Annotated in this window: 28 protein-coding genes; 17 read left to right on the forward strand and 11 right to left on the reverse strand. The window is 39.5% G+C overall.

Going from position 1 to position 26,363, the window contains the following annotated elements; translation table 11 throughout:
• Window positions 1-67: 67 nt before the first annotated feature.
• From AS030_RS04865 to AS030_RS04880, 4 genes are all read right to left on the reverse strand, one after another.
• Window positions 68-964 (reverse strand): ClpXP adapter SpxH family protein, encoded by an 897-nt coding sequence (locus tag AS030_RS04865; RefSeq protein ID WP_061969017.1) that lies wholly within the window; start codon window positions 962-964, stop codon window positions 68-70.
• The gene (locus tag AS030_RS04870) at window positions 961-1,371 is read right to left on the reverse strand and encodes a globin domain-containing protein (RefSeq protein ID WP_061969019.1); all 411 of its coding nucleotides are present in this window, start codon (window positions 1,369-1,371) and stop codon (window positions 961-963) included. The genes AS030_RS04865 and AS030_RS04870 overlap by 4 nt, the downstream gene beginning before the upstream one ends.
• A 209-nt stretch (window positions 1,372-1,580) precedes the next feature.
• Window positions 1,581-2,213: a lytic transglycosylase domain-containing protein gene (locus AS030_RS04875; RefSeq protein ID WP_061969021.1), complete on the reverse strand. Its 633-nt coding sequence runs from the start codon at window positions 2,211-2,213 to the stop codon at window positions 1,581-1,583.
• 63 nt (window positions 2,214-2,276) lie between these two features.
• Window positions 2,277-2,852: a CYTH domain-containing protein gene (locus AS030_RS04880; RefSeq protein WP_061969023.1), complete on the reverse strand. Its 576-nt coding sequence runs from the start codon at window positions 2,850-2,852 to the stop codon at window positions 2,277-2,279.
• A gap of 134 nt (window positions 2,853-2,986) precedes the next feature.
• Between AS030_RS04880 and AS030_RS04885 the strand changes: the two genes are divergently transcribed.
• The 4 genes from AS030_RS04885 to AS030_RS04900 are packed head-to-tail and all read left to right on the forward strand — an operon-like array spanning window position 2,987 to window position 5,769.
• The gene (locus AS030_RS04885; protein ID WP_061969026.1) at window positions 2,987-3,367 is read left to right on the forward strand and encodes a UPF0738 family protein; all 381 of its coding nucleotides are present in this window, start codon (window positions 2,987-2,989) and stop codon (window positions 3,365-3,367) included.
• Between the two features lie 22 nt (window positions 3,368-3,389).
• A complete protein-coding gene (gene yjbM, locus AS030_RS04890) occupies window positions 3,390-4,031 on the forward strand; it encodes a GTP diphosphokinase (protein WP_061969028.1) in 642 nt (213 codons plus the stop codon).
• Between the two features lie 26 nt (window positions 4,032-4,057).
• Window positions 4,058-4,852, forward strand: a complete 795-nt coding sequence (locus tag AS030_RS04895; RefSeq protein WP_176716375.1) for an NAD kinase — start codon at window positions 4,058-4,060, stop codon at window positions 4,850-4,852.
• Between the two features lie 11 nt (window positions 4,853-4,863).
• Complete coding sequence (locus AS030_RS04900; protein ID WP_061969032.1) at window positions 4,864-5,769, forward strand: RluA family pseudouridine synthase; 906 nt, start codon at window positions 4,864-4,866, stop codon at window positions 5,767-5,769.
• 229 nt (window positions 5,770-5,998) lie between these two features.
• Here AS030_RS04900 and prpE read toward each other — a convergent pair whose 3' ends face one another.
• Together prpE and AS030_RS04910 are read right to left on the reverse strand one after the other, a co-directional pair.
• Window positions 5,999-6,736 (reverse strand): bis(5'-nucleosyl)-tetraphosphatase PrpE, encoded by a 738-nt coding sequence (prpE, locus tag AS030_RS04905; RefSeq protein ID WP_061969034.1) that lies wholly within the window; start codon window positions 6,734-6,736, stop codon window positions 5,999-6,001.
• A 71-nt stretch (window positions 6,737-6,807) separates the two neighbouring features.
• Window positions 6,808-7,965: an FtsW/RodA/SpoVE family cell cycle protein gene (locus AS030_RS04910; RefSeq protein WP_061969037.1), complete on the reverse strand. Its 1,158-nt coding sequence runs from the start codon at window positions 7,963-7,965 to the stop codon at window positions 6,808-6,810.
• A 204-nt stretch (window positions 7,966-8,169) separates the two neighbouring features.
• On the opposite strand from AS030_RS04910, the gene AS030_RS04915 reads away from it, so the two are divergent.
• The 10 genes from AS030_RS04915 to AS030_RS04955 all read left to right on the forward strand — a co-directional run bounded on the left by AS030_RS04915 (window position 8,170) and on the right by AS030_RS04955 (window position 17,876).
• Entirely contained in the window at window positions 8,170-10,011 is a 1,842-nt protein-coding gene (locus AS030_RS04915) for a monovalent cation:proton antiporter family protein (RefSeq protein WP_061969039.1), read from the forward strand.
• A 97-nt stretch (window positions 10,012-10,108) separates the two neighbouring features.
• Complete coding sequence (locus AS030_RS23985) at window positions 10,109-10,255, forward strand: hypothetical protein (RefSeq protein ID WP_090232940.1); 147 nt, start codon at window positions 10,109-10,111, stop codon at window positions 10,253-10,255.
• 111 nt (window positions 10,256-10,366) lie between these two features.
• A complete protein-coding gene (gene fabI / locus AS030_RS04920; protein ID WP_061969041.1) occupies window positions 10,367-11,143 on the forward strand; it encodes an enoyl-ACP reductase FabI in 777 nt (258 codons plus the stop codon).
• 460 nt (window positions 11,144-11,603) lie between these two features.
• Window positions 11,604-12,593 carry a glycosyltransferase gene (locus AS030_RS04925; protein WP_061969043.1) on the forward strand — a complete coding sequence of 330 codons (990 nt, stop codon included), beginning with the start codon at window positions 11,604-11,606 and terminating at the stop codon, window positions 12,591-12,593.
• A 52-nt stretch (window positions 12,594-12,645) separates the two neighbouring features.
• Window positions 12,646-13,653, forward strand: a complete 1,008-nt coding sequence (gene galE, locus AS030_RS04930) for a UDP-glucose 4-epimerase GalE (protein WP_061969045.1) — start codon at window positions 12,646-12,648, stop codon at window positions 13,651-13,653.
• Window positions 13,654-13,680: 27 nt separating this feature from the next.
• Entirely contained in the window at window positions 13,681-14,667 is a 987-nt protein-coding gene (locus AS030_RS04935; RefSeq protein WP_061969047.1) for a glycosyltransferase family 2 protein, read from the forward strand.
• Between the two features lie 115 nt (window positions 14,668-14,782).
• Entirely contained in the window at window positions 14,783-15,466 is a 684-nt protein-coding gene (locus tag AS030_RS04940) for a PIG-L deacetylase family protein (RefSeq protein WP_061969049.1), read from the forward strand.
• 39 nt (window positions 15,467-15,505) lie between these two features.
• Window positions 15,506-16,126: a methyltransferase domain-containing protein gene (locus AS030_RS04945; RefSeq protein ID WP_061969051.1), complete on the forward strand. Its 621-nt coding sequence runs from the start codon at window positions 15,506-15,508 to the stop codon at window positions 16,124-16,126.
• 142 nt (window positions 16,127-16,268) lie between these two features.
• Entirely contained in the window at window positions 16,269-17,060 is a 792-nt protein-coding gene (locus AS030_RS04950; protein ID WP_061969053.1) for a glycosyltransferase family 2 protein, read from the forward strand.
• 15 nt (window positions 17,061-17,075) lie between these two features.
• Entirely contained in the window at window positions 17,076-17,876 is an 801-nt protein-coding gene (locus AS030_RS04955) for a glycosyltransferase family 2 protein (RefSeq protein WP_061969055.1), read from the forward strand.
• Between the two features lie 108 nt (window positions 17,877-17,984).
• On the opposite strand, the gene AS030_RS04960 is transcribed toward AS030_RS04955, so the two are convergent.
• From AS030_RS04960 to AS030_RS04980, 5 genes are all read right to left on the reverse strand, one after another.
• Entirely contained in the window at window positions 17,985-18,941 is a 957-nt protein-coding gene (locus AS030_RS04960; RefSeq protein WP_240482209.1) for a UDP-glucuronic acid decarboxylase family protein, read from the reverse strand.
• Window positions 18,942-18,963: 22 nt separating this feature from the next.
• On the reverse strand, window positions 18,964-20,253 hold the full coding sequence (locus AS030_RS04965) for a UDP-glucose dehydrogenase family protein (protein ID WP_074440467.1): 1,290 nt from the start codon (window positions 20,251-20,253) through the stop codon (window positions 18,964-18,966).
• 106 nt (window positions 20,254-20,359) lie between these two features.
• Window positions 20,360-21,361 (reverse strand): glycosyltransferase family protein, encoded by a 1,002-nt coding sequence (locus AS030_RS04970; protein WP_061969060.1) that lies wholly within the window; start codon window positions 21,359-21,361, stop codon window positions 20,360-20,362.
• Window positions 21,358-22,377, reverse strand: coding sequence for a hypothetical protein (locus AS030_RS04975; protein ID WP_061969062.1), 1,020 nt, complete (start codon window positions 22,375-22,377; stop codon window positions 21,358-21,360). The genes AS030_RS04970 and AS030_RS04975 overlap by 4 nt, the downstream gene beginning before the upstream one ends.
• A 13-nt stretch (window positions 22,378-22,390) precedes the next feature.
• Window positions 22,391-23,416, reverse strand: a complete 1,026-nt coding sequence (locus AS030_RS04980; RefSeq protein ID WP_061969065.1) for a sugar phosphate nucleotidyltransferase — start codon at window positions 23,414-23,416, stop codon at window positions 22,391-22,393.
• Window positions 23,417-23,615: 199 nt separating this feature from the next.
• On the opposite strand from AS030_RS04980, the gene AS030_RS04985 reads away from it, so the two are divergent.
• From AS030_RS04985 to glf, 3 genes are read left to right on the forward strand one after another with little or no spacing between them, the layout of a single operon-like run.
• A complete protein-coding gene (locus AS030_RS04985) occupies window positions 23,616-24,272 on the forward strand; it encodes a class I SAM-dependent methyltransferase (protein ID WP_061969067.1) in 657 nt (218 codons plus the stop codon).
• 36 nt (window positions 24,273-24,308) lie between these two features.
• Window positions 24,309-25,109 carry a glycosyltransferase family 2 protein gene (locus tag AS030_RS04990; protein WP_162264541.1) on the forward strand — a complete coding sequence of 267 codons (801 nt, stop codon included), beginning with the start codon at window positions 24,309-24,311 and terminating at the stop codon, window positions 25,107-25,109.
• Window positions 25,058-26,332, forward strand: a complete 1,275-nt coding sequence (gene glf / locus AS030_RS04995; RefSeq protein ID WP_338082301.1) for a UDP-galactopyranose mutase — start codon at window positions 25,058-25,060, stop codon at window positions 26,330-26,332. Before AS030_RS04990 ends, glf begins: the two co-directional genes overlap by 52 nt.
• Window positions 26,333-26,363: the final 31 nt, after the last annotated feature.

The raw sequence follows: 26,363 nt of genomic DNA on the forward strand, positions 1-26,363 counted from the left end.
AACCTCCTTGGCATTATTCTATTTGCTTAAAGCACAAAAAAGACGAACCATATAGGGTTCGTCTTTTTTAAGAATGGGTATATTTCCAAAAAGTACCGTGTTTAACAGGCACCTTTTTCACAACTTGCTGCAAAACCAGTTTCTTCATTATTGTTTCGACTTCGCTTTCCGTCATATTGTAGACGACTGCGAGTTCTTTGGTTGCCACAAAGCGATAAGTTTTCATAAATTCTTCTATCGCTGGAGGGGCACTGGGCTCCGGCCGAAAACCGAGCATTTCTTCTATGATGGTCACATAAATGGAATATTGATAGCTTCCTGCAATTTTTATGCCTTCTTCTTCAGCTTTATCGTTAAACATGATCAGTGTTGGTATTTGGTCAATTTCCATCTCGTTGGCAAACTTCCAGTCACAATGCAAGGCTTTGATGGCTGATTGTGAATGAATATCTTTCATAAACTCACAGGCGTCCAATCCAACCATTTCGGCAATGGAATAAAGAACGTCTTCTTTTGAGATATTTTGCTTTTGTAAAAATAAATGTTCTCTCAGTGTTCGCAAAAATTTGTTTCCTGACTGTTTGCCTTGAAGCTCGGCTGCCTTGATGGCAAGAAAAACCAGATAAGGTGCAAGTATTGGATCTTCCCGCCATAAATCGCCGTCACAGCTCATGCCTGTCATGTTGGCAGTCTTATCCCACCTCTCTGCAATCCGTTTTGCAGATGCATATCCCTTTTTTCTAAAAGAGTTCAGGGAATCCAACCGGCCGCCGAGGATATGCCTTAATGTGAAATATTGGCCGTATTCTACTTGCAGCTTTTTTAATATAGGTTCAAGTGCCCAGCACTCGGGGCTCAAAGGATCAATAACAGAATAGAGTTCCAATGGTTTATGACAGTTGGAAGCAGCGATATTCCCCTTCTGCTTCGCTTCAAAAGGATACCCGGCTTCAGAAAATGTCAATAGTTATTCTCCTTTCCATGGCTATCATCGGACGTATTTACCATATGATAAGCAGTCATGGTTAGACGGCTGATAATAAAATCCCGTAAAGGGCCTTGCAGGGATACAGAGTCCATCGCTTTTTCCATACAGCCGAGCCAGGCTTTGGCATGGCGGTGTGTAATGGGAAAAGGCATATGTCTTGCTCTAAGCATAGGATGCCCATGCTCGATCGTGTATAAAGAGGGACCTCCAAGAAACTGAGTTAAAAATTGTGTTTGTTTACGTGCGGTTTCAGTCAGATCATCTGGAAAAAGCGGAGCCAAAACCTCATCTTGCTTCACAAAACCATAAAAGTTTGTAACCATTTCCTTTAAAACGGCTTCTCCACCCAAATGTTCATAAGGGGTCATGTCCATATCATTCATGGTGAAAACTCCTTCATGCTTATATCAAAATAAGAAAAATAATGGGGATGTTTCTGTTCAGACTAGACCATCCATCCTGAAAAATCCGGAAGAATAGTATTCCCATTTTTCATTTGTGTAAACTTATTGTAGCAAGGGTATGGCAGTCTTAGCAAACAATAGGTCTGAGGACTGTACTACAGCAAAAAAAACACCCTTTTTAAGGGCGTTTATGCGTTGAGGGCTTGATAAGTATGTAATACTTTGGCCACATAACTTTGGGTTTCTTTAAAGGGAGGAATGCCTCGGTATTTGGCTACGTTTCCCGGGCCGGCATTGTATGCCGCCAGAGCTAATTTTTCATCACCGTGGTACATGTCGAGCAACTGTTTGATGTATTTGATTCCGCCTTCAAGGTTGTCTTCAGCATGATATGGATTTCTGACCCCCAGGCTTCTGGCGGTTTCAGGCATAAGCTGCATAAGTCCCATTGCTCCTGCAGGGCTTTTGCTCATGGGGTTAAACCCTGATTCATGCTGTACTATCGATGAAATGAGTGCGGGATTCATATTGTATTTGGAACTGATTTGATCAATCAGCTGGTGTATATCCTGATGCGGTTTGCAAGCGAGGGGTGCAGTAGTTGGCTTTACAGGCAACTGCTCCTGCTGGGAAACATTGGTCACACTCAATCTCTCCTGGGATCCCGCCGTTGTCTGCTCGGGCATTATGCCCGCAGCCTCAAAAAGCTGTTCAAGAATCATCGCAAACGGTGAAGATGCAAAAGGGGATTGGATGCCGGCAGCACTTATATGCTTTAGAACTTTAAGCTGCAGCATCATTTTTATCGGATTAAATTCCATTGGTTTCTCTCCTCATCTATAGGACTAATCATACCAAATGAGGAAGATATAAACAATTGGCTCTTAGTTGTTTTTTGCTTCAAAAAACCGCTGGATTTTGTTTAATGTGGCCCGTTCAGGAATTCCGTAGCTTTTCAAAAGATCCTTAAAATCCTTCTTACCCTGCAGTCTTTCTTTTGCCTCGTATTCAAGTTCGAAATCTGTATTTGAAAGATACTGGTTTTCATCCAGAACCAGGATTCCGTCTCGATAAGGCAATTCCGCCCGCCTGGTGGTTAGTGTGCCGAGGTAAGCAATGTCTTTGGGATGAATTTCCAACTCCATCAGAATGGAGGGGATATCGCCATTCACCAAAGAGTTTTCTTCCATGATTTGATCAAATTCTGAATCTGTCAGGGATTGATGGGTCTCAAGAAGGCCGTCGGGATGGGGCTGCTTCAGGGTAAGTATACGGCTGCCGTTCTTTTCGCGGATACGAAGAGCACATTTATGATGCTTTAATGAGAAAGAGGGGGTATCGAAATAGTGGTTGATCTGAGTGATAAAAGATTCTTCTTTAAGGGACAGATCGTTCGAGATTCGAAAAAATTCATCAGGAGTCAATAAATTTTTAAATTCAATTTCAACTTCTTGCTCCATGGCCAGCACTCCTTTTTGGTTGTTTTAGACGAATCTCATTATGACACAGGTCATTTTGATTCTCAAATGACAAAATGTACACATACTTATGTTAAACTAGGGTGTAGAATATTTGTTTTTTTTAGGAGGTACATATGGCAATCAGACATGACATACAACACGCAGAAACGGGTGATCAGCTTATTCTTCAGATTGATCAGAACGGTATATCCCAATGGAAGGATGGGGAAAGGATGCTGGTGGATTCCGATCAGCTGTCCTTTATCTATGTTCTGGAAACGGAGGATGACCTGGTTTATATCGGGCTGCCAGAACCATTCTGGGGCAAGTTAAGCGAAGCCTTAACAGCCAGACTTCCTGTAGTACTGCAGGTAGCCGGAGGAGAGGAAGCCTTACCGCTCGGAGCTATTCATTCTGAACTGTCTTATCTGATAGAGAACATTAAAGATAACAGTAATTATGGAGAAGAGATGCTGGAAGCAGTAGAAAAAGCGTTTTCGGCTCATATTAAGTAAAGACAGGAAGGTGAATAAGAGTATGGACTGGGAAACCCTTCTCGCACCCTATAAACAAGCTGTTGATGAATTAAAAGTGAAGTTCAGGGGCATTCGCGAACAATATCAAAAAACGATCAAGCAATCTCCGATTGAATTTGTGACTGGAAGGGTAAAGCCTATTAATTCGATCCTCAATAAAGCCTGGCAAAAGAATATTCCGCTGGATAAAATTGAGGAAGAAATTCAGGATCTGGCGGGATTGCGCATCATGTGCCAGTTTACGGATGATATTAAAAAAGTAATCGACATGCTCAGAAATCGGAAGGATTTTGAGATTGTAGAGGAGCGCGATTACATTACCAATAAAAAACCAAGCGGTTACCGATCCTATCACCTGGTGATCCGCTATCCTGTACAAACCCTGGATGGAGAAAAGCCCCTTCTTGTAGAAGTGCAAATCCGGACCCTCGCGATGAATTTTTGGGCTACAATTGAACATTCATTAAACTATAAATACCAGGGCCAGATCCCAAAGGATATTCAGCTTCGTCTTCAGCGCGCCGCTGAGGCAGCTGGCCGGCTGGATGAGGAAATGGCTGAAATCAGAGGGGAAGTTCAGGAAGCTCAGATCGTTTTTTCAGAACGGACGGACGACGGACCTGGATCGGCTCCAACTACATAACTTCTTTGAAAGCAGGTGACTCACACGTGAAGTTTGCCATTATTTCAAAAGGCGACCAAAAATCGAATACACTGAAGCAAAAGATCAAAACCTATCTTCAGGAATTTGAATTGCAATACAATGAAACAGAACCGGATATTGTCATAACGGTAGGAGGGGACGGAACCCTCCTCCATGCCTTTCATCATTATGTACACCGGATTAATGATACAGCATTCGTGGGTATCCATACTGGTCACTTGGGTTTTTTCGCGGACTGGGTGCCGGATGAAGTTGAAAAACTGGTGATTCATATTGCCAAAACACCTTATCAAATCGTGGAGTATCCGCTATTGGAGGTAACTGTCCGATATTTGGATGATGTGGACGAAAAAAGCTATCTTGCATTAAATGAATGTACTGTGAAAAGCGGCGAAGGCTCACTGGTGATGGATGTTGAGATTAAAGGGGATCTGTTTGAAACGTTCAGGGGAGATGGCCTTTGCATTTCCACTCCATCTGGCAGTACCGCCTACAATAAGGCTCTTGGCGGGGCGATCATTCATCCTTCGCTGCCATCCATCCAGCTTTCAGAGATGGCGTCCATCAACAACCGTGTGTTCCGTACCATCGGTTCACCCCTTGTGCTTCCACAGCACCACACCTGCATGCTTAAACCGGTGAATGATGTTGATTTTCATATTACAATTGATCACCTGTTTTTGCTGCAAAAGAAAGTGAAATCCATACAATGCCGTGTTGCAGAGGAAAAAATCCGTTTTGCCCGGTTTCGCCCATTCCCATTTTGGAAACGGGTTAAAGAAGCATTTGTTACGGACTAACAGGAGAACGTATGACAACATTTGTAATCAAGTGGATGGTAAAGGAAAACGAAGCAGGCTTGCTTCGTGAGTTTTTACGGGTCCATAAAAAAATTTCCAAGAGTGCGTTAGCTGACATCAAATTTGCCGGCGGTGAACTCCTTGTTAATGGGGAGCCGTCGACGGTAAGAAAATCAGTTGTAACAGGTGACGAAATTTCGGTCCGTTTTCCTCCGGAAGAAATCAGTTCCTCGATGACTCCATTGCTGATCCCGCTTGATATCCTTTTTGAAGATGACCACCTTTTGATCGTGAACAAGCCACCAGGCCTGCCAACGATCCCGTCTCGTTATCAATCGTATGGATCACTTGCACAGGCCGTTCTTTACTATTATGAAGAAAAAGAAATTCAAAGCACGTTTCATGCCATCAACCGTCTCGATAAAGATACTTCGGGGCTGGTGATGATTGCGAAGCACCGCTTTGCTCATTCGTTATTCTCAATACAGCAAAGAAACAAAGAAATCAAACGGACATATCTTGCCGGTGTAAGCGGAACGTTCAACGAAAAAAAAGGCACCATATCCGCTAATATCGCAAGAAATACGGAAAGCCTTGTTGAACGGATGGTCAGTGAGCACGGACAAGTGGCAGTTACCCACTTTGAGCTATTGAAGGAATTGGGACAGAATAGTCTGGTTGCTCTTCAACTCGAAACCGGAAGGACCCATCAAATCCGTGTGCATATGTCACATATCGGTCATCCATTACTTGGAGATGACTTATACGGAGGCCCAATAGATGTAATCGGCAGGCAAGCGCTTCACAGCTGGAAGGTATCTTTTTATCATCCATTTGAGGAAAAAGAAATGGCGTTATTCGCTCCGTTGCCCGAAGATTTAAGTCGTTTATTTGGTCATATTGAAGCTGAGGATTGATGAAAAAACGAATATAATTAGTGAAAAAAACAGCCAGAAGGCTGTTTTTTTTCTGTCTTTTTACGAAAAGGGGATTCTGGAAGGACACATGCTCCTAATTTTACGGTTAAGATAAGGCTTACGATGAAAATACGAGCCGAAATCGAAAACTTACTGGCCGGAATGGAAGATTTGCTGGCGGGATTTTGATATTTACTGGCCAAAACAAAGAGCTTACTGTCTCTGTCGCTTACCTTGAGAAACTGCGGAACTTTTCCTCGGCATAAGGCATGGAAGAAGAGACTGAGATGAGTTCCTTTTCTGGATATTTCAATGCGGTAAGGCGGTTGCCGAATACGCAGCCCGTATCAATATTGATGGTGTTATTTAGCTCCCTCGGTTCCTGAACGGGAGTATGTCCATAGACAATATACGCTTTTCCGGAATATTTTGCAGCCCAGTCACGGCGCTCCGGTGTGCCGTCCGGATTGTGTTTTCCGGTTATATCGCCGTAAAGGACAAAGGTTTTTACCTGTTTTCCTTGTTTGCCGATCAGGTCCTCTCGAATCCCGGCATGAGAAACCACAAGTTTGCCGCCATCAAGAACGAGGTAGAGCGGAGCTTTTTCATACAGTGTGATAAAATGCTCTTTGACCTTTTTGTAAAGAGGACGGCGGAGATTCTGTATCTCAGCTACAGTGGTTTCGAGTCCGTAATTAATCGTCACGTTGCGGCCAATCAAGTAACGATAAAGCTTGTTGCAGTGATTACCAGGCACATATAACGCTTTATTCACCGACACCAGTTCATATACGTGTTCCATCATTTTCACCGATTCTGGGCCGCGGTCTGTCAAATCCCCAAGGAAGACAAGCTGACGGCCAGTATGAACCGGCACACCTTCGTTCCATTCATATCCAAGCTTTTCCGTCAGCTGCCTGTATTCATCCCAGCAGCCGTGGATATCGCCTATAATGTCATACTTCATTTCATTCACCGTCCTTGTTGGTTATTACTATAACCCCAAATCATTAAAAAAAACACCTGCAAGGCAGGTGTTTATTCGAACATGTATTTTCTTGTTCTTGACCTTACATTGAGGACGAGACCAAAGGCAATCATCTGGGCGAGAACCGAGCTTCCTCCATAACTAATGAAGGGGAGGGGGATCCCGGTAATCGGCATGACCTGAATGTTCATTCCGATGTTCTGGAATACCTGGAAGGTGATCATGCCGATGACACCCGCACAAAGGTAGCTGCCGAACGCTTCATTGCTTTCCAAGGCGGTATTGATCATTCGGTAGACGAATAAAAAGAACAAGGAGATCAGGACGCTTGTACCGATAAAGCCCCATTCTTCACCGATCATGGAAAAAATAAAGTCGGTATGTGCTTCTGGAAAATAAACGGAACCATTAGTAAAACCTTTACCAAAAAGCTGGCCAGATCCAACAGCCATTAGCGCGTTACGAATTTGATATCCTGTGTCCTTATGACCGTAAGGATCCAGCCAAGCGTAGAATCGCTGAAGCTGGTATTCATCCAAAATATAATCAAGAAAGAACTGAGGAAACGTAAAGTAAAGCCATACCAGCAGGCTGATAAAAAGAATTCCAATCAGGGCGATAATAGATAATAGCCTCCATCTAATTCCTGAAACGAGCATCAAGCTTAGCGTGATTGCAACAAATACCAATCCTGTGCCCAAATCGGGCTGCATTAAAATGAGCAGCATGGGGGGCATGACAATCATTGCGATTTTTCCTATAAGAAGTAAATCCTCACGTAGGGTACGCACAATATATTTTTCATTGTGTGTAGCGATGCAATTACTGATCGAAATGATCAATGCTACTTTCATCAACTCTGAAGGCTGAAGGGCGAAAGGGCCAAAGCGGAACCATGCCCGTGCACCATTAATGTTCGGAACAATGGATTCGGGAGCGACGATAATACCAATTAAGAGCACGATACCCAGTCCATATAAATACCATGAAAGTTTTCTAAACTGATCAAAATCAAGAATCATGACCCCAACGACGGCGAAACCGCCGATGGCATACCACATAATTTGTTTGATCACAAAGTTCGAATCATATTGAGCAACCTGCTGAGCACTGTATATACCCAAGCAGCTCACACACATCAACAAAAACAACAAAAATATTAAATTATAATCAAGCTGCTGCAGCGGGGACTGCCTGTTAGTTTCCATTGCATTCATACTCCTTATTTCGATAACATGTTCTATCTTACCGAAATTTTTCAGGTTTGCCTACTAATAAGGAGAGATTTAATTTGACAATTCCTTTACTTCTTCATTATAGTGGACAAAATCAAATGGTGCATACTAAAGTAAGAAGGGTTTTCATAAAATTTATCTTGGGTAATAAGAATTAATGGAAAAAAGGAGGTAGCTATGGGAGGCCATGCTTCAATCACATCACTCGTAATTGTTATTTTAACGGCATTTTTCATACCAATCATTCTCAGCAAACTGAGGATCAAGTTTTTACCGGTTGTGGTAGCGGAGATTATTGCCGGGATCATTATCGGAAAAAGCGGATTTGACATCGTTCATGCTGGAACATGGCTCGATATTCTTTCTGTGCTCGGCTTCATCTTTTTAATGTTCTTAAGCGGACTTGAAATTGATTTCTCCGTATTCGCGCCAAGCTCAGAAAAGAAAAAGCTGCCTAACGGCAAACGTGAACCGAACCGGCTCAAGATATCTACGATTATATTTACCTTGATATTTATCGTCTCATTCGGTTTGTCCTTAATTTTTGTCTGGACAGGGTTTACGGACGATGCGTTTTTCATGACACTGATCATCTCCACGATATCACTGGGAGTGGTTGTGCCGACACTTAAAGAAGAAGAATTGTCACGCACCGGCATTGGCCAAATCATTCTGCTAATTGCTGTTATTGCTGATTTGGTGACCATGATTCTGCTTGCGGTCTTTGTTTCCCTTCAATCAGGGAACAGCACTCAGATGTGGCTGCTGCTTATCCTGTTTGGAGCAGGGATTATTCTCTATTTTGTCGGAAAATACATGCGTCATCATACGTTCCTTGACACGCTGTCCAAAGGTACGGTGCAAATTGACACAAGAGCTGTTTTTACACTCATTATCGTACTCGTTGGGGTATCCGAATCGGTGGGAGCGGAAAATATTTTAGGCGCCTTTTTAGCAGGAGTCTTGGTTTCTCTGCTTTCACCGAACCAGCACATGGTCCATAAACTGGACTCATTTGGCTATGGGTTTTTGATTCCGATCTTTTTTGTTATGGTCGGTGTGGACCTTGATTTAATTTCGATCCTTAAAGATCCTAAAGCGCTCATTCTCATTCCGTTGCTATTGATTGGTTTATTGATATCAAAATTTATCCCGATCCTGGTGCTCAGAAAATGGTATGACTGGAAGACGGTACTTGCATCCGGTTTCCTTTTGACCTCAACCCTATCATTGGTTATAGCCGCTGCTAAAATCGGTGAACGGATCAAGGTTATTGATACTAGAACTTCATCCGCGCTTATCCTGACGGCAGTGATCAGCTGTATTATAACTCCGGTGTTCTTTAAAAAACTGCTTCCACGTAAGAACAATGAAACACCGAAAGAAGTTATTGCTATTATAGGTGCCAACCAATTTACGCTTCCAGTGACCAAAGAGCTGGACAGCAGCCGTTATGAAAAAAAGATCTATCATACCAAGCAGGTAGAGAAAGATCCGAAACAGCTTGAGACCTTTGATATCATAGAGCTGGACAATTATTCAATAGAAACATTAAAAGAATGCGGCGTGTTTGAGTCCGAGATTCTCGTTGTGGCAACAGGGGAAGACGGCGTAAACGAAGCGATCGCCCAGGAAGCGAGAGATCATGGGATCAGGAGGGTAATTACCCGAATAGAGGATTCAGTCAAAAGGGAAGAGCTATCCAATAAAAACATCGAAGTTTATTCCGCTTTCTTCAGTTCGCAGGTCTTATTGAAAATGATGATCGAAAATCCTTCGGTAGCGAGCTTTCTGTCACGCAATGACAACTCGCTTTATGATATACCGGTTAAAAATATGGATTATCATAAAACAGCCCTTCGAAATTTCCCGCATTTCGGTGATGCTATTATTGTGCGCATTTTCCGGGGCAAGGACTCTATCGTGCCACACGGTGACACAGAGATCCTTTTCGGCGATAAATTGATTGTGACTGGAAGCCGGGATCATATCAAGCAATTAAAAAGAGTATTGCGATAAAACTAGACGCAGAAAAAGCTTAGGTATTGACTTAAGCCATTTTTCTGCGTTTTTTCTTTGGAAATCTGTTCATACTATTGAAAAAGGAGTGATATACATGACCATGCCTACCGTTCGCTGTCCCCGTTGCCACAGAGAGGCAGAAATCGACACCGTTCTGACTGCTCAGTCCAATCAAAATGTGATTTTTCATTGTTCCGGATGCGGGTATGAAGCAAGAAACATTGAAACCAGCAAAGGCTAAAACGTAATGAAAGAGGATCGGTATTTCCTTTCTTTTAAAATCTGTTATACTAATATTAGGACTAGGTACTAATAACAAATGCTAAAAAAAGGTCTAAGGAGGAAATACAATATGAACCTTTCACTTGAAAATCGTACATATGTGGTCATGGGTGTGGCCAATAAACGCAGCATCGCCTGGGGAATCGCCCAAGCTCTATCAAATGCAGGTGCCCGCCTGATCTTCACGTATGCGGGAGAACGCCTGGAGAAGAATGTAAGAGATCTTGCCGAAAGCTTGGAACGCAAAGATTCCATCGTGCTGCCATGTGACATTACAAATGATGATGAAATCAAATCGACATTTGAACAGATCAAAAGCGAAGTTGGCGTTATCCATGGATTGGCCCACTGTATTGCGTTTGCCAATACGGATGAACTAAAAGGCGAGTATTTGAACACTACACGTGATGGGTTCCTTCTTGCACACAACATCTCATCTTATTCGTTGACTGCTGTCGCAAAGGAAGCACGAGGACTGATGACAGAAGGAGGAAGCATCGTAACTCTTACGTATCTTGGAGGAGAACGTGTTCTCCAAAATTACAACGTTATGGGTGTGGCCAAAGCGTCCCTTGATGCCAGCGTGAAATACCTTGCCAATGACCTGGGCAAAGATAATATTCGAGTAAATGCCATTTCTGCCGGACCAATCCGTACACTCGCGGCAAAAGGAATCGGCGACTTTAACAGTATTTTGAAACAAATAGAAGAAAAAGCACCACTTCGCCGCAACACAACCCCGGAAGAAGTCGGCGATACAGCTCTCTTCCTTATGAGTCATCTTTCCCGAGGCATCACCGGGGAAACCATTCATGTGGACAGTGGATACAGCATTTTAGGAAACTAATCTTTGTATAATAATATTTAATCTGCCAGCCAGTATACCCAGTATATTGGCTGGTATTTTTTTATGATTAATGCTGAAAACGGTGCGATGAGCAAACCGATCGTGGCCAATAAGAAATTCAATCTTGGCTCCCTTTCCTTCTAAATAATGAAACTGTAAAAATAATTGTATAGGGACTTCTTTAAAAAAGGCTGTTTTCGTAACCTTTGCTGCTTTTGAGAGGCGTTGATTTCTGTTTCAGGATGCTCGCTTTTACCGGCGCGAGCGCCTGTGGGTTTCACCTGTCCCGCTAGTCCCGCACGAGTCTGGCAGCTTGCACTCCAATCAACTTGTCAATGAAGCCTATTACAAAAAGGTTTCGCGGCAGAGAAATGGCAGAAAATGGCCGAATAAATAACCGAAGACAAGCGGGTAGCATAAAGTGATTGTAGGGTAATGCATCTGGAAAGAGGGATGGTTTATGCTAGTATCTGTTGTAATGCCTGTTTATAATGGTGAAGTTTATTTAAGGGAATCTGTGGATAGTGTCCTAAATCAAACCTATAAACATTTCGAATTAATCGTTGTAAACGATGGATCCACAGACCGTACGAAAGATATTTTGAATTCATTGAATGATGATCGAATAAAGATTATTCATCTTGAAAACAACGGTGGAGCCGCAAATGCATTAAATATGGGCATTAAAGAAGCGAAAGGGGAGTGGATCGCTATTCAGGATGCTGATGACATCAGTTTACCCAACAAGTTAGAGGAACAGATACGTTATATCCGTAAACATAAGGATGTAACCGCTGTAGGTTCTCTTATAGAATGTATTTCTGGTCATGCTGAAGTTTCCAGGAGAAATCTGCAAATAGAAGCCACTAGAAATCATCTATCTTCTAAAGAGCATATAAACGCATATCGTTTCTATTTAAACCCCTTTTGCCACGGATCCGTTTTATTTTCTAAATCAATCTTTGATCAAATAGGCGGCTATGACCTTCAATATAAAATATGTTATGACTATGATTTATGGTTAAGGATGCTTGAGAGAACCTCTATTCATAAAATACCCATTGTGTTGTATCAGTATCGTGTGCATTCTGATTCGATCAGCCGCAACAATCAGGTAACGTTGAATGAAGATTGGCTAGTAGCATCTAAACATATAAAAAAACGATTACAGGATAAGTATAAAAGAGAGCCAAGTTTTATAGTATTTGGCATAGAAGAGGCGTGCGAGGATTTTAAACAAGTCAGTTTAATTAACAGGATAGATGTATCAGGATATTTTCATAAAGATTTTGACGATGATGATATGTTACAGCTTTATAAAGAGAGGTACATCGATGGGATTATTTTTTTGGAAGATATTAGCCTGATAAGCGTGTTTTATAAACTGCAGGAAAAAGGGCTAGAGCTGAATAAAAACCTGTATAAAATTTGGGCAGGATATTATAAATAACACTCGTGCAAGGATGAGAAATTAATAATCGTTTTGGATTGGAGGCAGCAGCATGGCCATTTTAGTTACTGGAGGAGCAGGTTATATTGGCACCCATACGTGTATAGAGCTTTTAAAAAAAGGCTATGACATTGTCGTGTTAGATAAATTGTCTAATAGAAAAAGAGAATCAGTCAACCGATTAATGGAGATCGCCTGCAGAAATTTTAAATTTGAGCATGTGGATCTTGTAGAGATACAGGAACTTGAAAGAATCTTTACTGAGAATAAGATTGAAGCTGTCGTTCACTTTGCCGGATTAAAAGCAGTTGGAGAGTCAGTGGAAAAGCCTCTTGATTATTATCGAAATAATGTCATGGGTACGATTGTTCTTTGCGAGGCTATGCAGAGGTTTGGTGTTAAAAATATGGTGATTAGTTCTTCTGCCGCAGTCTATGGTACAACCCAACAATTGCCAATATCAGAAGATGCACCGCTTGGTCCCAACAACCCGTATGGCCGGACGAAGCTGATGATCGAAGAAATACTTCGAGATCTGTATGTTTCAGATAATGAATGGAGCATTGCTCTCATGCGATATTTCAATCCCGTAGGAGCACATGAAAGCGGCCGGATTGGGGAGGATTTGAACGGAATACCTAACAACTTAACACCGTATATCTTACAGGTCGCTATCGGGAGATTGAAGGAAGTTAACATCTTTGGAAATGATTATCCTACCAAAGATGGTACAGGAGTAAGGGATTATATCCATATCACTGACCTTGCAAAAGGACACCTGAAGGCGCTAGATAAAGTGTTGGCAGGCAGTGGTATAGAAGCTTATAACCTTGGGACTGGAAAAGGGTATAGTGTGATGGAAATGATTGCAGCGTTTGAAAAAGTAATAGGACAAAAGATACCTTACAAAGTGGTGGACCGCCGGCCAGGTGACGTTGCTGTCAGTTATGCAGACCCTGCTAAAGCCAGGAGAGTACTCGGTTGGGAAGCACAAAAGGGTCTTGATGAAATGTGTGCTGATGCCTGGAATTGGCAGAAGAACAATTTTTATGGCAATTAAAAATGACTCAGTTAAAGGAGAGTATGAATGTTTGTTTCAGTTGTAATGGCTGTTTACAATGCTGAAGACTATGTTGAAGAGGCTATTAAAAGTATCTTAAATCAGACCTATCATCAAATAGAGCTAATTATTGTTAATGATGCATCTACTGATCGGACCTATGAAATTCTTGAGTCAATAAAAGATTCCAAGATGAAAATTATACACTTAGATAAAAATCAGGGAGCTGCGCATTGCCTAAATTTAGGAATTAAGCAAGCTAGCGGCAGTTGGATTGCGATTCAAGATGCTGATGATCTCAGTCTTCCAAATCGCATTGAAGAACAGGTAAAATATGTTACAAAAAATCCCGGGATAGCAGCGGTAGGATCGTTTATTCATTGTATACATGGAAAAGAAATCATCTCAAAAGAATTATTATTAATGGAAGAGGAAGGATATAATGCCTCCAGTGAACATTTAAAAGAACATCGTTTTTTTTCCAGTTTTATATGTCATGGTTCCGTTATGTTTTCTAAATCGGTTTTTGATCAATTGGGAGGTTATAATCCGGCCTATAAAATCGCTTATGATTATGACCTTTGGATGCGTATGCTTGAAATACTACCATTTCATAAACTGCCTAAAGTATTATATGAATACCGAATACACCAGGATTCACTTAGTCGATTAAAAAGGCAGGACACGGTGAATGAAGTATGGCTGATTTCCAGTAAAAACATTCAAAAGAAATTAGTTGATGGTTTAAACCGTAAACCGAATTTTGTTATAATTGGCGACCGTAAGACATGTAAAGAGTTTAAAAACATTGCGTGCACAGAAAATTCACTCTCAGTCTATGATTTTTACTATAAGAATAATAGGAGTTTAAGTTCTAAAATTTATAAACTATGTTGCACCGGTAAGGTAGATGCAGTAATTTTTCTTAACAGTTATAAATTATTAGGAATTTATGAGCAGTTAAAACAACAGGGATTGATTTTTAACGATAATTTGTTCAGGATCATGGTTTGATATCTTCTTACTAAAATACAATTTGTAATGGATAATCGTGGTTTTTGCCTATACATCCCCGTGGTTGGTGAATAGATTAAACTAATACGACGTATTTAGGTTTCGGGGGTGTACGATGCTTAACGCTGGGAATGAACGGATATTAATCATAGCGCCACACTCTGATGATGAGGTATTGGGTTGTGGAGGATTGATTGAAAGAGCATGCGGGTTAGGAAATCAAGTGAAAGTTGTCATTGCAGCATTAGGAGACACAACATTCATTCATTCTGGAATGAAAGTGACGGCTGATATTAGAAAAAAGGAACTATCCGATGCCTTATCGTTTCTGGGTTGTGAAGATTATGAAGTAATGTTTGAAGATAAAGAAGGGATATTGGACACCATTCCGCAAAAACAATTAGTCTCAAAAATTGATGACATCTTGATGAATTTTAAACCCTCAATGGTTTTCATACCCTATCCGAGTTTTCATCAGGATCATAAGGCGCTTTTTCATGCCTGCATGGCCAGCTTAAGGCCACAGCCGCATCAAAATTATAAGTTGATTGCTATGTATGAATACCCTTTAATCGTCTGGCAGTATCCTCGAATTAACAATGCCGGTGAGCTATTTTTGGATCTTAGTGAAAAAATAGAAATGAAGGTAAAAGCAATGAAAATGCATGTTTCCCAAATCCGTGAGTCCCAACATCTTATTTCACCAGAAAGCATAAAGAAATGGGCAGAAAAAAGAGGGATGGAGAACGGGTGCAAATATGCAGAGAAATATTATATTTTACGTGCACAGCTTTTCTAGCATCATGCCAGGATTAAAAGAGTCATTAAGGAGGTGTTTTTGCTGAATAACTTTTCAATAAGGCCCAAAAGCAGAAATTTTGGTTTCGACCGGGGAAAACCTATTGATAGATTTTACATCGAGAAATTTATAGAGAATAACCGTGCAGAGATAACAGGACATGTTCTTGAAGTAGGAGATAACTTTTATACGAGGACTTATGGAGATAACGTTACGAAAAGCGATGTGCTGAACCTCATTTCTTCAAATGAAGCAACCATTGTTGGTGACTTAGCAACAGGAGAAAATATTCCTCATGGGGTTTTTGACTGTATTATTCTTACCCAGGTCATTCATGTCATTTATGATATTAAAATGGCATTAAACCATACATTTAACGCGTTAAAACCAGGAGGGACATTGCTGTTAACGACTTCTGGTTTAAGCTCTAGCTGTCGAACAGATTTTCATGGAGACTATTGGAGATTTACGGATACTTCATTAAGGAAGCTGTTGAATGAACTTGTTGATGAAGAAAGGATAGAAATCGATGTATTTGGCAATGTTGCTGTAGCAAAAGCATTTCTTGACGGTTTGGCCATTCATGAAATCCCTGAAGCCATTTTAGGCATTAAGGATGACCATTACCAGGTGATTCTAACTGCAAAAGTTAAAAAATAACGATTAAAAGAGCAAATGATTAATTGCTCTTTTTTTATTTGATACAAACATCAGTACAATCAGGCATGGATAAAGTGCATATAAAATAACAAGAATATTTTTATTTACAGGATATTATAAATTTTAGGAGGTGTTTAAGTAGTTGGATAAAGAAGTGACCGTTTTAATACCTTCATTTAATTCAGGAATCTATTTAAGAGAAGCTTTAGAGAGTGTGTTTAAACAAACGTATCCCAATTGGAAAATCATTTTGGTAGATGACGCATCAACAGATGATAGCTTGTCCCATGCTGCGGATCTGTTGGAAGATCAAAGAATTACACTTATCCAGAATAAAAAAAACGCAGGCCAATCGATGTCACAAAATATTGGGCTTGAAAAAATTAATACAGAATTCTTTTTGCAATTAGACGCTGATGACTGGCTTCCAGAAAACACGTTAGAAGTATTAATGGATGCAGCAAGGAATTTACCCGAAGAAGTAGCATTGATCGTTGGCGATGTTATAGAAGTGACTGAAATCAGAAATAGAAAAACATACAGATATGTTTCTAATGAATGGGACAATATCAAGCAGGATAAATATGACCTGTTGCTTTCAAACTATATTCCTTGGCCAAAGTTTTACCGGACAGCATTAATAAAGAAGATGGGTGGATGGGCAACCAATGACCCGTTTAATGGCAGGCATGCAGAAGATCTTCGTATGTTTTTACGGCTAATCGGAGAATACCGTTTTTATTATATACCGCAAACTATATTAAACTATAGAATACATGCCACAAATTCCACCCATCAAAAAGACGTATACAAAGAGGCTGTAGAGTGGATCGTTCGCGATGCTCTTCACCGGTGGGGAAATGAATATGAAGCAGTATTTAAGACAATCAGGGGCGGTTGGAGAGTAGTTAAAAAGTTAAAGCGGATTGAATAGGGAGGGTCGGTGAAAATGGACGAAAAAGTAACGGTTTTAATCCCCTCGTATAACCCTGGCAAGTATTTAAGAAATGCAGTAGAGAGTGTAATGAACCAGACATATCAAGGCTGGAAAATGGTCATCGTAGACGATGCTTCGACTGATGATAGTTTATCAACGATACAAGACTATCTATCCGATCCCCGTATAATCCTTATAAAAAACAAACAAAATTTAGGTCAGTCCAAAACTCAAAACGTTGGTTTAGAGCAAATAGATACTCGTTTTACTATGATGCTGGACAGTGATGACTGGTTTTTTCCTGACACCCTTGAAATTCTGATGAATGAGGCAGAACGTGTGCCCGATGAGGTAGGTTTGATTTGCGGAAAAAAAACAATCGTAATAGAAAATGAGGATGGTGAAGTGCTATATAAGATACTGGATATTAAGGGTCGTTCATTTGACGATCCTTATGAATTCTTGCTGGAAAATTTCATTCCATATCCCCGTTTTTACCGGACATCTGCGCTTAAAAAAGTAGGAGGCTGGCCAACGGATGACCCATACGAGGGGCGTTATCTGGAGGACCGCCGCATGGATGTTCTATTGATCAAAGACTATAAAATTCATTGGATTGATAAGATGCTCTATAATTATAGAAAACATATCAACAATGTGACAGTTAATAAGAAAGCTATTTTAAATGAAATGATTAAATGGAATATTCATTATGCGCTGAATAAATGGGGGAATAAGTTTGAGCCTCAGTTCTCAATAAATAAAAACGGCTGGGTTGAATTAAGCTCACTTATACCGAAGGAAAAAAATTGACTCTGACCCCTAAAAAAACTGTCTCAAGAGGTTCGTTTCAAAACGATCTGAATGAGACAGCTTTCTGTTTATTATTTGGTTGTTTCTGAAGACCCTGTCTTGATTCATTTAGTTGGGAGATGAGGATTGATAAACATTTATTGTTTTTCGTAATCCTTCATCCAGACTTACCTTAGGTTCCCAGTCAAGTATTTTTTTTGCTTTGTCAATGTTTGGCCGTCTTTGTTTCGGGTCATCTTTTGGCAGAGGCAGAAATACGATATCACTGGGGGAATTGGTGAGTTCTTTTATTAATTTGGCCAGATTTAAAACGGTAATCTCATTTGGATTGCCTATATTTATAATTTCACCGTTTGCGGCATCATTTTTCATCATTAATCTAATGGCACGGATGGTGTCATCGACATAGCAAAATGACCTTGACTGTGAGCCGTCTCCATAGACCGTAATTTCCTCTCCCTTTAAAGCCTGATTTACAAAATTAGAAATTACACGACCATCATCATTTCTCAAACCAGCAGAATACGTGTTAAATATCCGGGCAACCTTAATCTGCACCCCGAAGAGGCTGTGGTATAAATAACAGAACACTTCACCAAGCCGTTTGCCTTCATCATAGCAGGCCCTGGGCCCCCAGGTATTAACATTGCCCCTGTAATCTTCCGTCTGAGGATGGATTTCTGGGTCGCCATAAACTTCACTTGTACTTAAATATACCATTTTGGCATTGTGAATTTTACTCAGTTCTAACATGTTTTTAGTTCCAAGGGTATTAATTTCTATGGTTTCAAAAGGGAATTTTTGGTAGTATTTGGGGGATGCCGGAGAAGCGAGGTGATAAATTTGGTCTATGTCTGTTATTTCTTTTAGTTGAAAGAGGTTTTCTGAGCAAATATCATGTTTTATAAAGCTGAAGTTTGGATGAACACTTAACTTATCAATATTTTGCATCCTGCCTGTAGAAAGATTATCAATTCCTAAAATGCAGCAGCCTTCAGATAAAAGTGTTTCTGCCAGCTGATATCCCAAGAAACCAGCTACCCCGGTAATTATTATTTTCTCCAATGCACCATCACCTCTCATGTGATTATTCGTAGCCTATTCCTTCATAAATATAGCCAATGGATCTCATCTCAGCTGCATCGAGCATGTTTCTCCCGTCAAAAACAATAGGGGACTTCATTTTATTTTTTATATCAGGCCAATCTATATTTTTATAATGAGGCCAGTCCGTACAGATTAAGATGGCATCTGCATTTGTCATTGCTTCTTCTGGAGAATCTTTTTGAAGAACCTTATCCATTAGATCGCCAGGGAGTTTGGCGACGGGATCGTGGACTTCTACCATTGCTCCTTCATTTATTAAGTCTTGTATGATCTTCAAGGATGGCGACTGTCTTATATCATCTGTTTGAGCCTTAAAGGAAAGACCCAATACAGCCATTTTTTTTGCTGACAAGCTGATTAATCTTGTTTTTATTTTTTTAAAGAGATAGCCCGGCTGATTCTCATTAACCGCATGAACTTTCTCCAGAATGGAAAGATCGATATTATTTTTCTTTGCCGTATCGATCAAGGCCAGCACATCTTTTGGAAAACAAGATCCCCCATAACCAATACCAGCATCTAAAAATAATGGGCCGATTCTTATATCCAACCCAACCCCTTTAGCGATATCCTGCACATTAATATGCAATTTGTCACAAAGTATGGCTATTTCATTAATAAATGAAATTTTAGTTGCCAAAAATGAATTAGCCGTATATTTAATTAATTCTGCAGCACTTGGTGTAGTAACTATAAATGGTGCCTTTATTCCTTTATATAGCTCTTGAAGGAGTGCGGTTGCTTGATCATTTTCACTTCCAAGAATGATTCGGTCGGGATAAAGAGCATCGTGTAAAGCACTGCCTTCTCTTAAAAACTCCGGATTGGAAACTACGTCAAAAGAAACAGAATCTTTCTTTGTAATTTCGATCCACCGCTTTACTTGTTTAGAGGTTCCCGCCGGCACAGTGCTTTTGATGACGATTATTTTGTATGCATTCAGGTTTGTACCGATAAATTCAGAAGCTTCTCGCAAAAAGTCCAAATTGGCACTTCCATCCTGATTTTGCGGGGTACCGACACAGATGAAAATAAGGGGATTATCTTTTATAGCTTTTTGATGATCCATTTCAAAGGTGATGTTTCCAGAAGCTAAGTGCTTAGTTAGCAGCGTATCTAAACCCGGTTCGTAAAAAAATAGTATTCCTTTCTGTAAACCATTAATTTTCTTTTGATCAACATCTATCACTGTTACCGAATGTCCCAATTCTGCAAATATTAAACCGGTAGTTGTTCCTACATAACCTGCCCCGATGATTAAAACATTCAATTAAACACCCCCGTTAAATTTTAGCTATTTTAAAATATGAATATAACCAATAAAAGGAAACGGCTATAGCTAAAATAAAACACAGTTCCTGTCTTGAAATTTGTAATTAGTCTTTATATTTTTTAAAGGCACGCCGATCTTCACTAAAGGGATTGATAATCTCAGATTGCGCTAAATGATTATTTTTATAAATAGTACGTATTTGATCACTAATCATCCTGCCGTTATCAAAGTAATCATAACTCCATGGAATGTTTAACAAATCCCGGTGGCCATGATCCTCTAACAATCTTTGATATTTATTCAGTATGTTAATACCGTGGGTGGTTGTTTCATTGTTTATTAAATACAAGGTGTCAGTTATAAAAGCCAGCCCGGAAAAATGAAAAAATCGTAAAGGTTGGTCATTTACCATATAGTTGCCGCTTGTTTGTGTAATATTTCTTTCAAATAGATTCCAATACGCAACATTGTATCCGGGGTGTTTTACATTCATGACTTTATCAAAAAAAACAGGTACAAGATCCATCCACTTTTGTTCATTAAATAACCCTCTTGGAGGATCGGTATAACAGTAGTGGTTCAACCGGTAACAGTACCAATCCAAAAATTCCAACGACTCTTTGGATCGCTTGAGCGCGATAAAACCAGTATTGAAATTTCCGGAGTTCAAGAGTGCGAATTCCCCAAATAAATAGGCTGGATTTTTTACGGAATTTAAAATATGCGGTGTTAAAACAATAGAATGTAAGCGAAGGGCATCCTCAACCTCTATGAAAGGTCCAAAAACTAGGGTATCACTATCCAGGTAAACGACATTTTCTTCTTTTGCATATTTTTGAAAAATATACCGAAACAGCTGTCCTTTGCTGAACCCTGCTGTTTCATATTGACTATATTTAAATATCGTTTGTTCAAAATGAAGATATCCCATATCTTTCGCCAAAACGATCTCATCAAACAGATCTAATCCATCTACAGAAACAGGAAGATGTTTTTCGATAAGACAGACGACCATTTTTGATTCTGGATGATGCCTTTTAATGGATTGAGCCAATGCCTTGGCCATTGCAAGGTGGTTCATGCAAACAGAAGTACAGAAAATCAATGTCCTCTCACCTGCTTTTTTCTTTTACTTAACCGTTTAATGGCTTTATTGGTTAATGAATAGGGATTGGTTGTATAAACTTCTAAATTAGGATTATATCTAAATGCAGATCGAGATCCGTCCTCTATCCGTCCCCCATGATCAAAAAAATTATAACTCCATTCAAAATGGGTAGGGTAGAGGTTTTCATTTTCCTCCATAAGAGCAATGTATTGATGTACAACTTTATATATAGACGGATTGTCTGGAAGGTTATCTCGGAGAAAATGTAATGTTGAAAAATGAAAAAATCTAAAAGGTTCACCGTTAGCATAATATACGCCATCTTTCATGCTGATGCTGCGCTGGTTTATATTCCAGAACGCCACATTATAACCGTCATGTTTCAGCACATAAATCTTATCAAACAACATTAAGGCTGCTGTTAGCCATCTCTGGTCGGTAAACAGTCCTTGTTCCGCATCATTAAAAGCATAGTGTTCAAGTCTTGCTGTCCACCAATCCAGCAATGCTTCTGCTTCCACTGAACGTTTAACTCCAATGTACCCACCGTTTATGATACCGACTCTCAGAATCAAAATTTCTGCATTTTCCCCCCAAATGGTGTATGTGTTTTTTGGTGGTTCATTATAATGAGGAGTCAATACAATGGAATGCGTTTTAAAGGCAGCAAATACTTCATCAAAACGGGAAAAGACTTGAGTATCTGAATCAATATAACTAAAAAATTCTTCATCTTTATACTTGCTGTAGACATATTTCATAAGTTGTCCTTTACAAGCACATGCTGCTTCGTATTGATTATATTTAAATATAGTGGTTTCAAAGTTTGTAAATCCCATGTCCTTAGCCAATACCACTTCATGAAAATCCTGGTCGTCCAATAAATGGGCAGGCAAGCTTTTTTCTAGCAAACAAATAACCAATTTACTTTCCGGCATATGCACCTTTAGTGATTTGGCCAATATCTTTGCCTTTGCCAAATGATTTAAACAGACGGATGTACAAAAAATCATATTTCACATCACCTTACTTGGAAATTATTTTAGTGTCATCAAAAAAAAGGCATTCAATGGAAGCGTTTTCTATGTTCAGTTTATCGATTTTAGTGCCTTTTCCGAAAATACTGTGGGTAATTAGTGAAGATACATCACTTACATAAACATTTTCCAAAACTATACTGTCTTGAATCCTGCAGTTATCTATAACGGTACCCTGTGAAACAGATACATACGGACCTATGGTCGAATTTGTTAGCACACAGTTTTTATCAATATGAACGGGCGGAATCAACTTGCAGTTTTTGATGGTGGTTGAAGGATCCGCTGTCTCCACAGATCGATTCAGGGAATCTAAAACCCAGCGGTTTGCTTCAAACCATCGTTCTATTGTGCCTACATCGGAATATTTCTTATTAGTCATTTGGTAAGAGATAGTATATTGATGATCGATTAACCATTGAATCGCGTCTGTAATTTCGTATTCTCCCCTTGAGGAGGGCTGTATATGGTTAATGGCAGTGAGCACATTGGAGTCAAACGCATATGCACCAATTATGGCAAGATTTGATGCTGAATTTGTTGGTTTTTCTTCTACTTTTATAATTTGATTGTTTTCTACATAGGCGATTCCATAATCACAAGGATTAGAGACCTTTGTGATCAGTACAGCACCGTTTATTGAATTCGACAGGATCGTTTCTTTAAGGGATAAAAGCGATTCATTGATTAAGTTATCTCCCAATAAAAGAATAAATGGCTCCGTCTTCAAAAAATCTGCTGCTTGCTTCACCGCATCTCCGATTCCATTTGCTTTGATCTGATAAATCAGTGTAATGGAAGTATTGTCGGACGGTCGATGATCTATATACTCACAAACATCTTTTTGTGCAGGGTTTAATACAATGCCTATTTCGTTAATGCCTATTTTTTTCAGGCTTTCAATACAATATTCCAGTAAGGGCTTATTAGCAACTGGGATTAGGGTTTTGGCCCTTGATAACGAAAAAGGCTGGAGTCTTGTACCTTTTCCGGCAACTAAAATTAATCCTTTCAATAAAAAAACACCACCAGACTGACTATTAGTTTTTTATCTATCATAAAAATATATGTTACATTATGCATTTAAACTGAAAAACGTTACTTAAATAGGTGATTTCTAAGGACATAAAATCTATTTTATGCCCAACCAATATGTAGTCTTTGGAATAATTTAAAAGAGAAAGAGGATTATTATTTGAGGTGAGAGCAAATAAATGTATTCAAAAGAGTTCTTTAAAAGCAAAAGGGAAGATTCATTATCATCCGCACATGGGGTTGTCCCCATCGTAATGGAATTAATCCAGCCAAAATCAGTTTTAGATGTTGGATGTGGGACGGGAACGTGGTTAACCGTATTTAAGAAGAAATATAGAATAAGAGATATTCTTGGCGTTGATGGTGATTATGTGGACAGAAGGCAGCTGGATATACCGAGAAGAAAGTTCTTCCCGTATAACTTGGAGAATCATCTTGATTTAGGAAGAACATTTGATTTGGTCATGTCTCTTGAAGTAGCTGAACATCTGCCTGAACATTGTGCTGAAACCTTTGTACAATCCCTTGTGAATCATGGTTCAGTTGTATTATTTTCAGCAGCTATACCTGATCAGGGCGGTGATCACCATGTAAACGAACAGTGGCCGGATTATTGGATAGAAAAATTTAAGAAACACGATTTCCTGGTCATTGACTGTATAAGAGATAAGGTGTGGAACAGTGATACAGTTGGATGGTGGTATGCTCAAAATATGTTTTTATTCGTAAATAGGTCATATTTATTTAACCACCCGGTTCTGTTGTCTCTTTATGAAGATGTTAATCCGGTATTATTAAATAAAGTACACCCCAATAACCAGTTATCGTCTTTATGAGATTGGATAAGAATAATGAAGAACATGGAGCGGTTTATGAAAAATTATGATGTCACGGTTTTGATCCCTTCCTATAATCCTGGAATGTTTTTAAAGGATGCGTTGGAAAGTGTGTTCAGGCAAACGTACAATAAATGGAAAATTGTATTGGTGGATGATGCCTCCACAGATAAAAGCCTTGCTTCTGTCGAGCACTATTTAAATGATCCCAGGGTTACATTAATTCGTTTGAAAGAAAATGTCGGTCAGTCAAAAGCACAAAACGAGGGTCTAGCCGTTATTGATACACCTTATATAATGAAGCTTGATGCAGATGATTGGCTTTTTATTGATACCATTGAAAAACTAAGAAATGAAGCAGAAAAGGTTTCAGAGCAAGTGGCACTGATTTGGGGCAATAAAACCGATGTTTATGAAGATCGAGAAGGGAACAAATTATTGGAAGTCCCTCGCATTGGTGGACGTTCCTATAGTGATAGGTATGAATTTTTATTATCTAACGATGTACCTTTTCCCCGTTTTTATAGAACGTCAGCTCTGAAACAAGTAGGTGGATGGCCGACCGATGATCCATGGGATGGACGTCATCTTGAAGATAAACGAATGGATGCCTTGCTTATTGAACATTTTACTATTCACTGGATCGATGAGATGCTCTATAATTACAGGCAGCATGCAAATAATGCCACAAAAAAAATAGATCTTTATAATGAAGTTTTTGAATGGCACATCTATCATACGTTAAAAAAATGGGGTGATTTATATCGCCCTGTTTTTAGAAAATATTGTGGCTGGCAGCAGCTGGCACAACTGCTGCCAAAGCAAAATCCTGTATAAAAACAGGATTTTTTCTTTTATTCCCTTGGGATATACATAGGAATCTCCTTTGTTGCATACATAAAGCATATAATCCCAATTCTGGGGAGGAAAAGATGAAATTCGATTATTTAATTGTAGGAGCGGGTTTCTCAGGTTGTGTAATGGCTGAAAGAATTTCCAGTATATTGGGGAAGAGGGTTCTAATTGTAGAACAAAGGAATCATATTGCAGGGAATGCCTATGATTATTTTGATGAAAATGGAGTTCTCGTTCATAAATTTGGTCCGCATATTTTTCACACGAATTCGAAGAAAGTATGGGATTATCTTTCAACCTATACGGAATGGACTCCATATTATCACAAAGTGCTTGGTATGCTTGATGGAGAAATGGTACCCATTCCCTTTAACCTCAACACCCTAAATCAACTATTTCCTTCAACAAGTACGAAAGCAATTGAAGATGCCCTGTTGGACCAATATAAGTTTGGTGAAAAGATAACGATACAACAGCTTCAAAATAACAAAAATAAACAGCTGAAAGCTCTCGCAGATTACATTTATGAAAAGGTATTTCATGGATATACCGTAAAACAATGGGGATTAAAACCCGAAGATCTGGATCCGTCTGTAACAGGACGGGTACCTGTCATAATCTCTAGAGACAATCGGTACTTTCAAGATAAATATCAAGCACTTCCAAAGCATGGATATACTGAAATGTTTAGGAGAATGCTAAACAGCCCAAACATCAAAGTATTGTTAAATACCGACTACAAAGAAATCATAACAGATGTTCATTATAACAAACTAATTTTTACCGGCCCTATCGATATGTATTTTGACTATAAATTTGGCCAACTGCCCTACAGAAGCTTACGGTTCGAATTTGAATTCCACAATAAGGAGGAATTCCAAGAAGCAGGCCAGATCAATTATCCAAATGAGTATGAATTTACGCGTATTACGGAATTTAAAAAATTAACACACCAAAAGAACATCCTGGGAACAACGATTGCAAGAGAATATCCGGAAGCCTATAAAATAGGCATTAATGACCCATATTATCCGGTTCCCAAAAAAGAATACAGGGAGCAATATAGGTTATATGAAACGGAAGCGCAAACGATTAAAGACAAAGTGATTTTTGCCGGAAGATTGGCAGAATACAAGTATTATAATATGGACCAAATCGTAGGCAGGGCTCTGCACTTATTCGAAAAAGAAATTAATGCAGGATAGGATAATAAATGAGGAGAATAGGAGAGTTGCC

It is taken from the genome of Fictibacillus enclensis, assembly GCF_001457035.1.
In the GTDB taxonomy this organism is placed as follows: Bacteria; Bacillota; Bacilli; order Bacillales; family Fictibacillaceae; genus Fictibacillus_C; species Fictibacillus_C enclensis.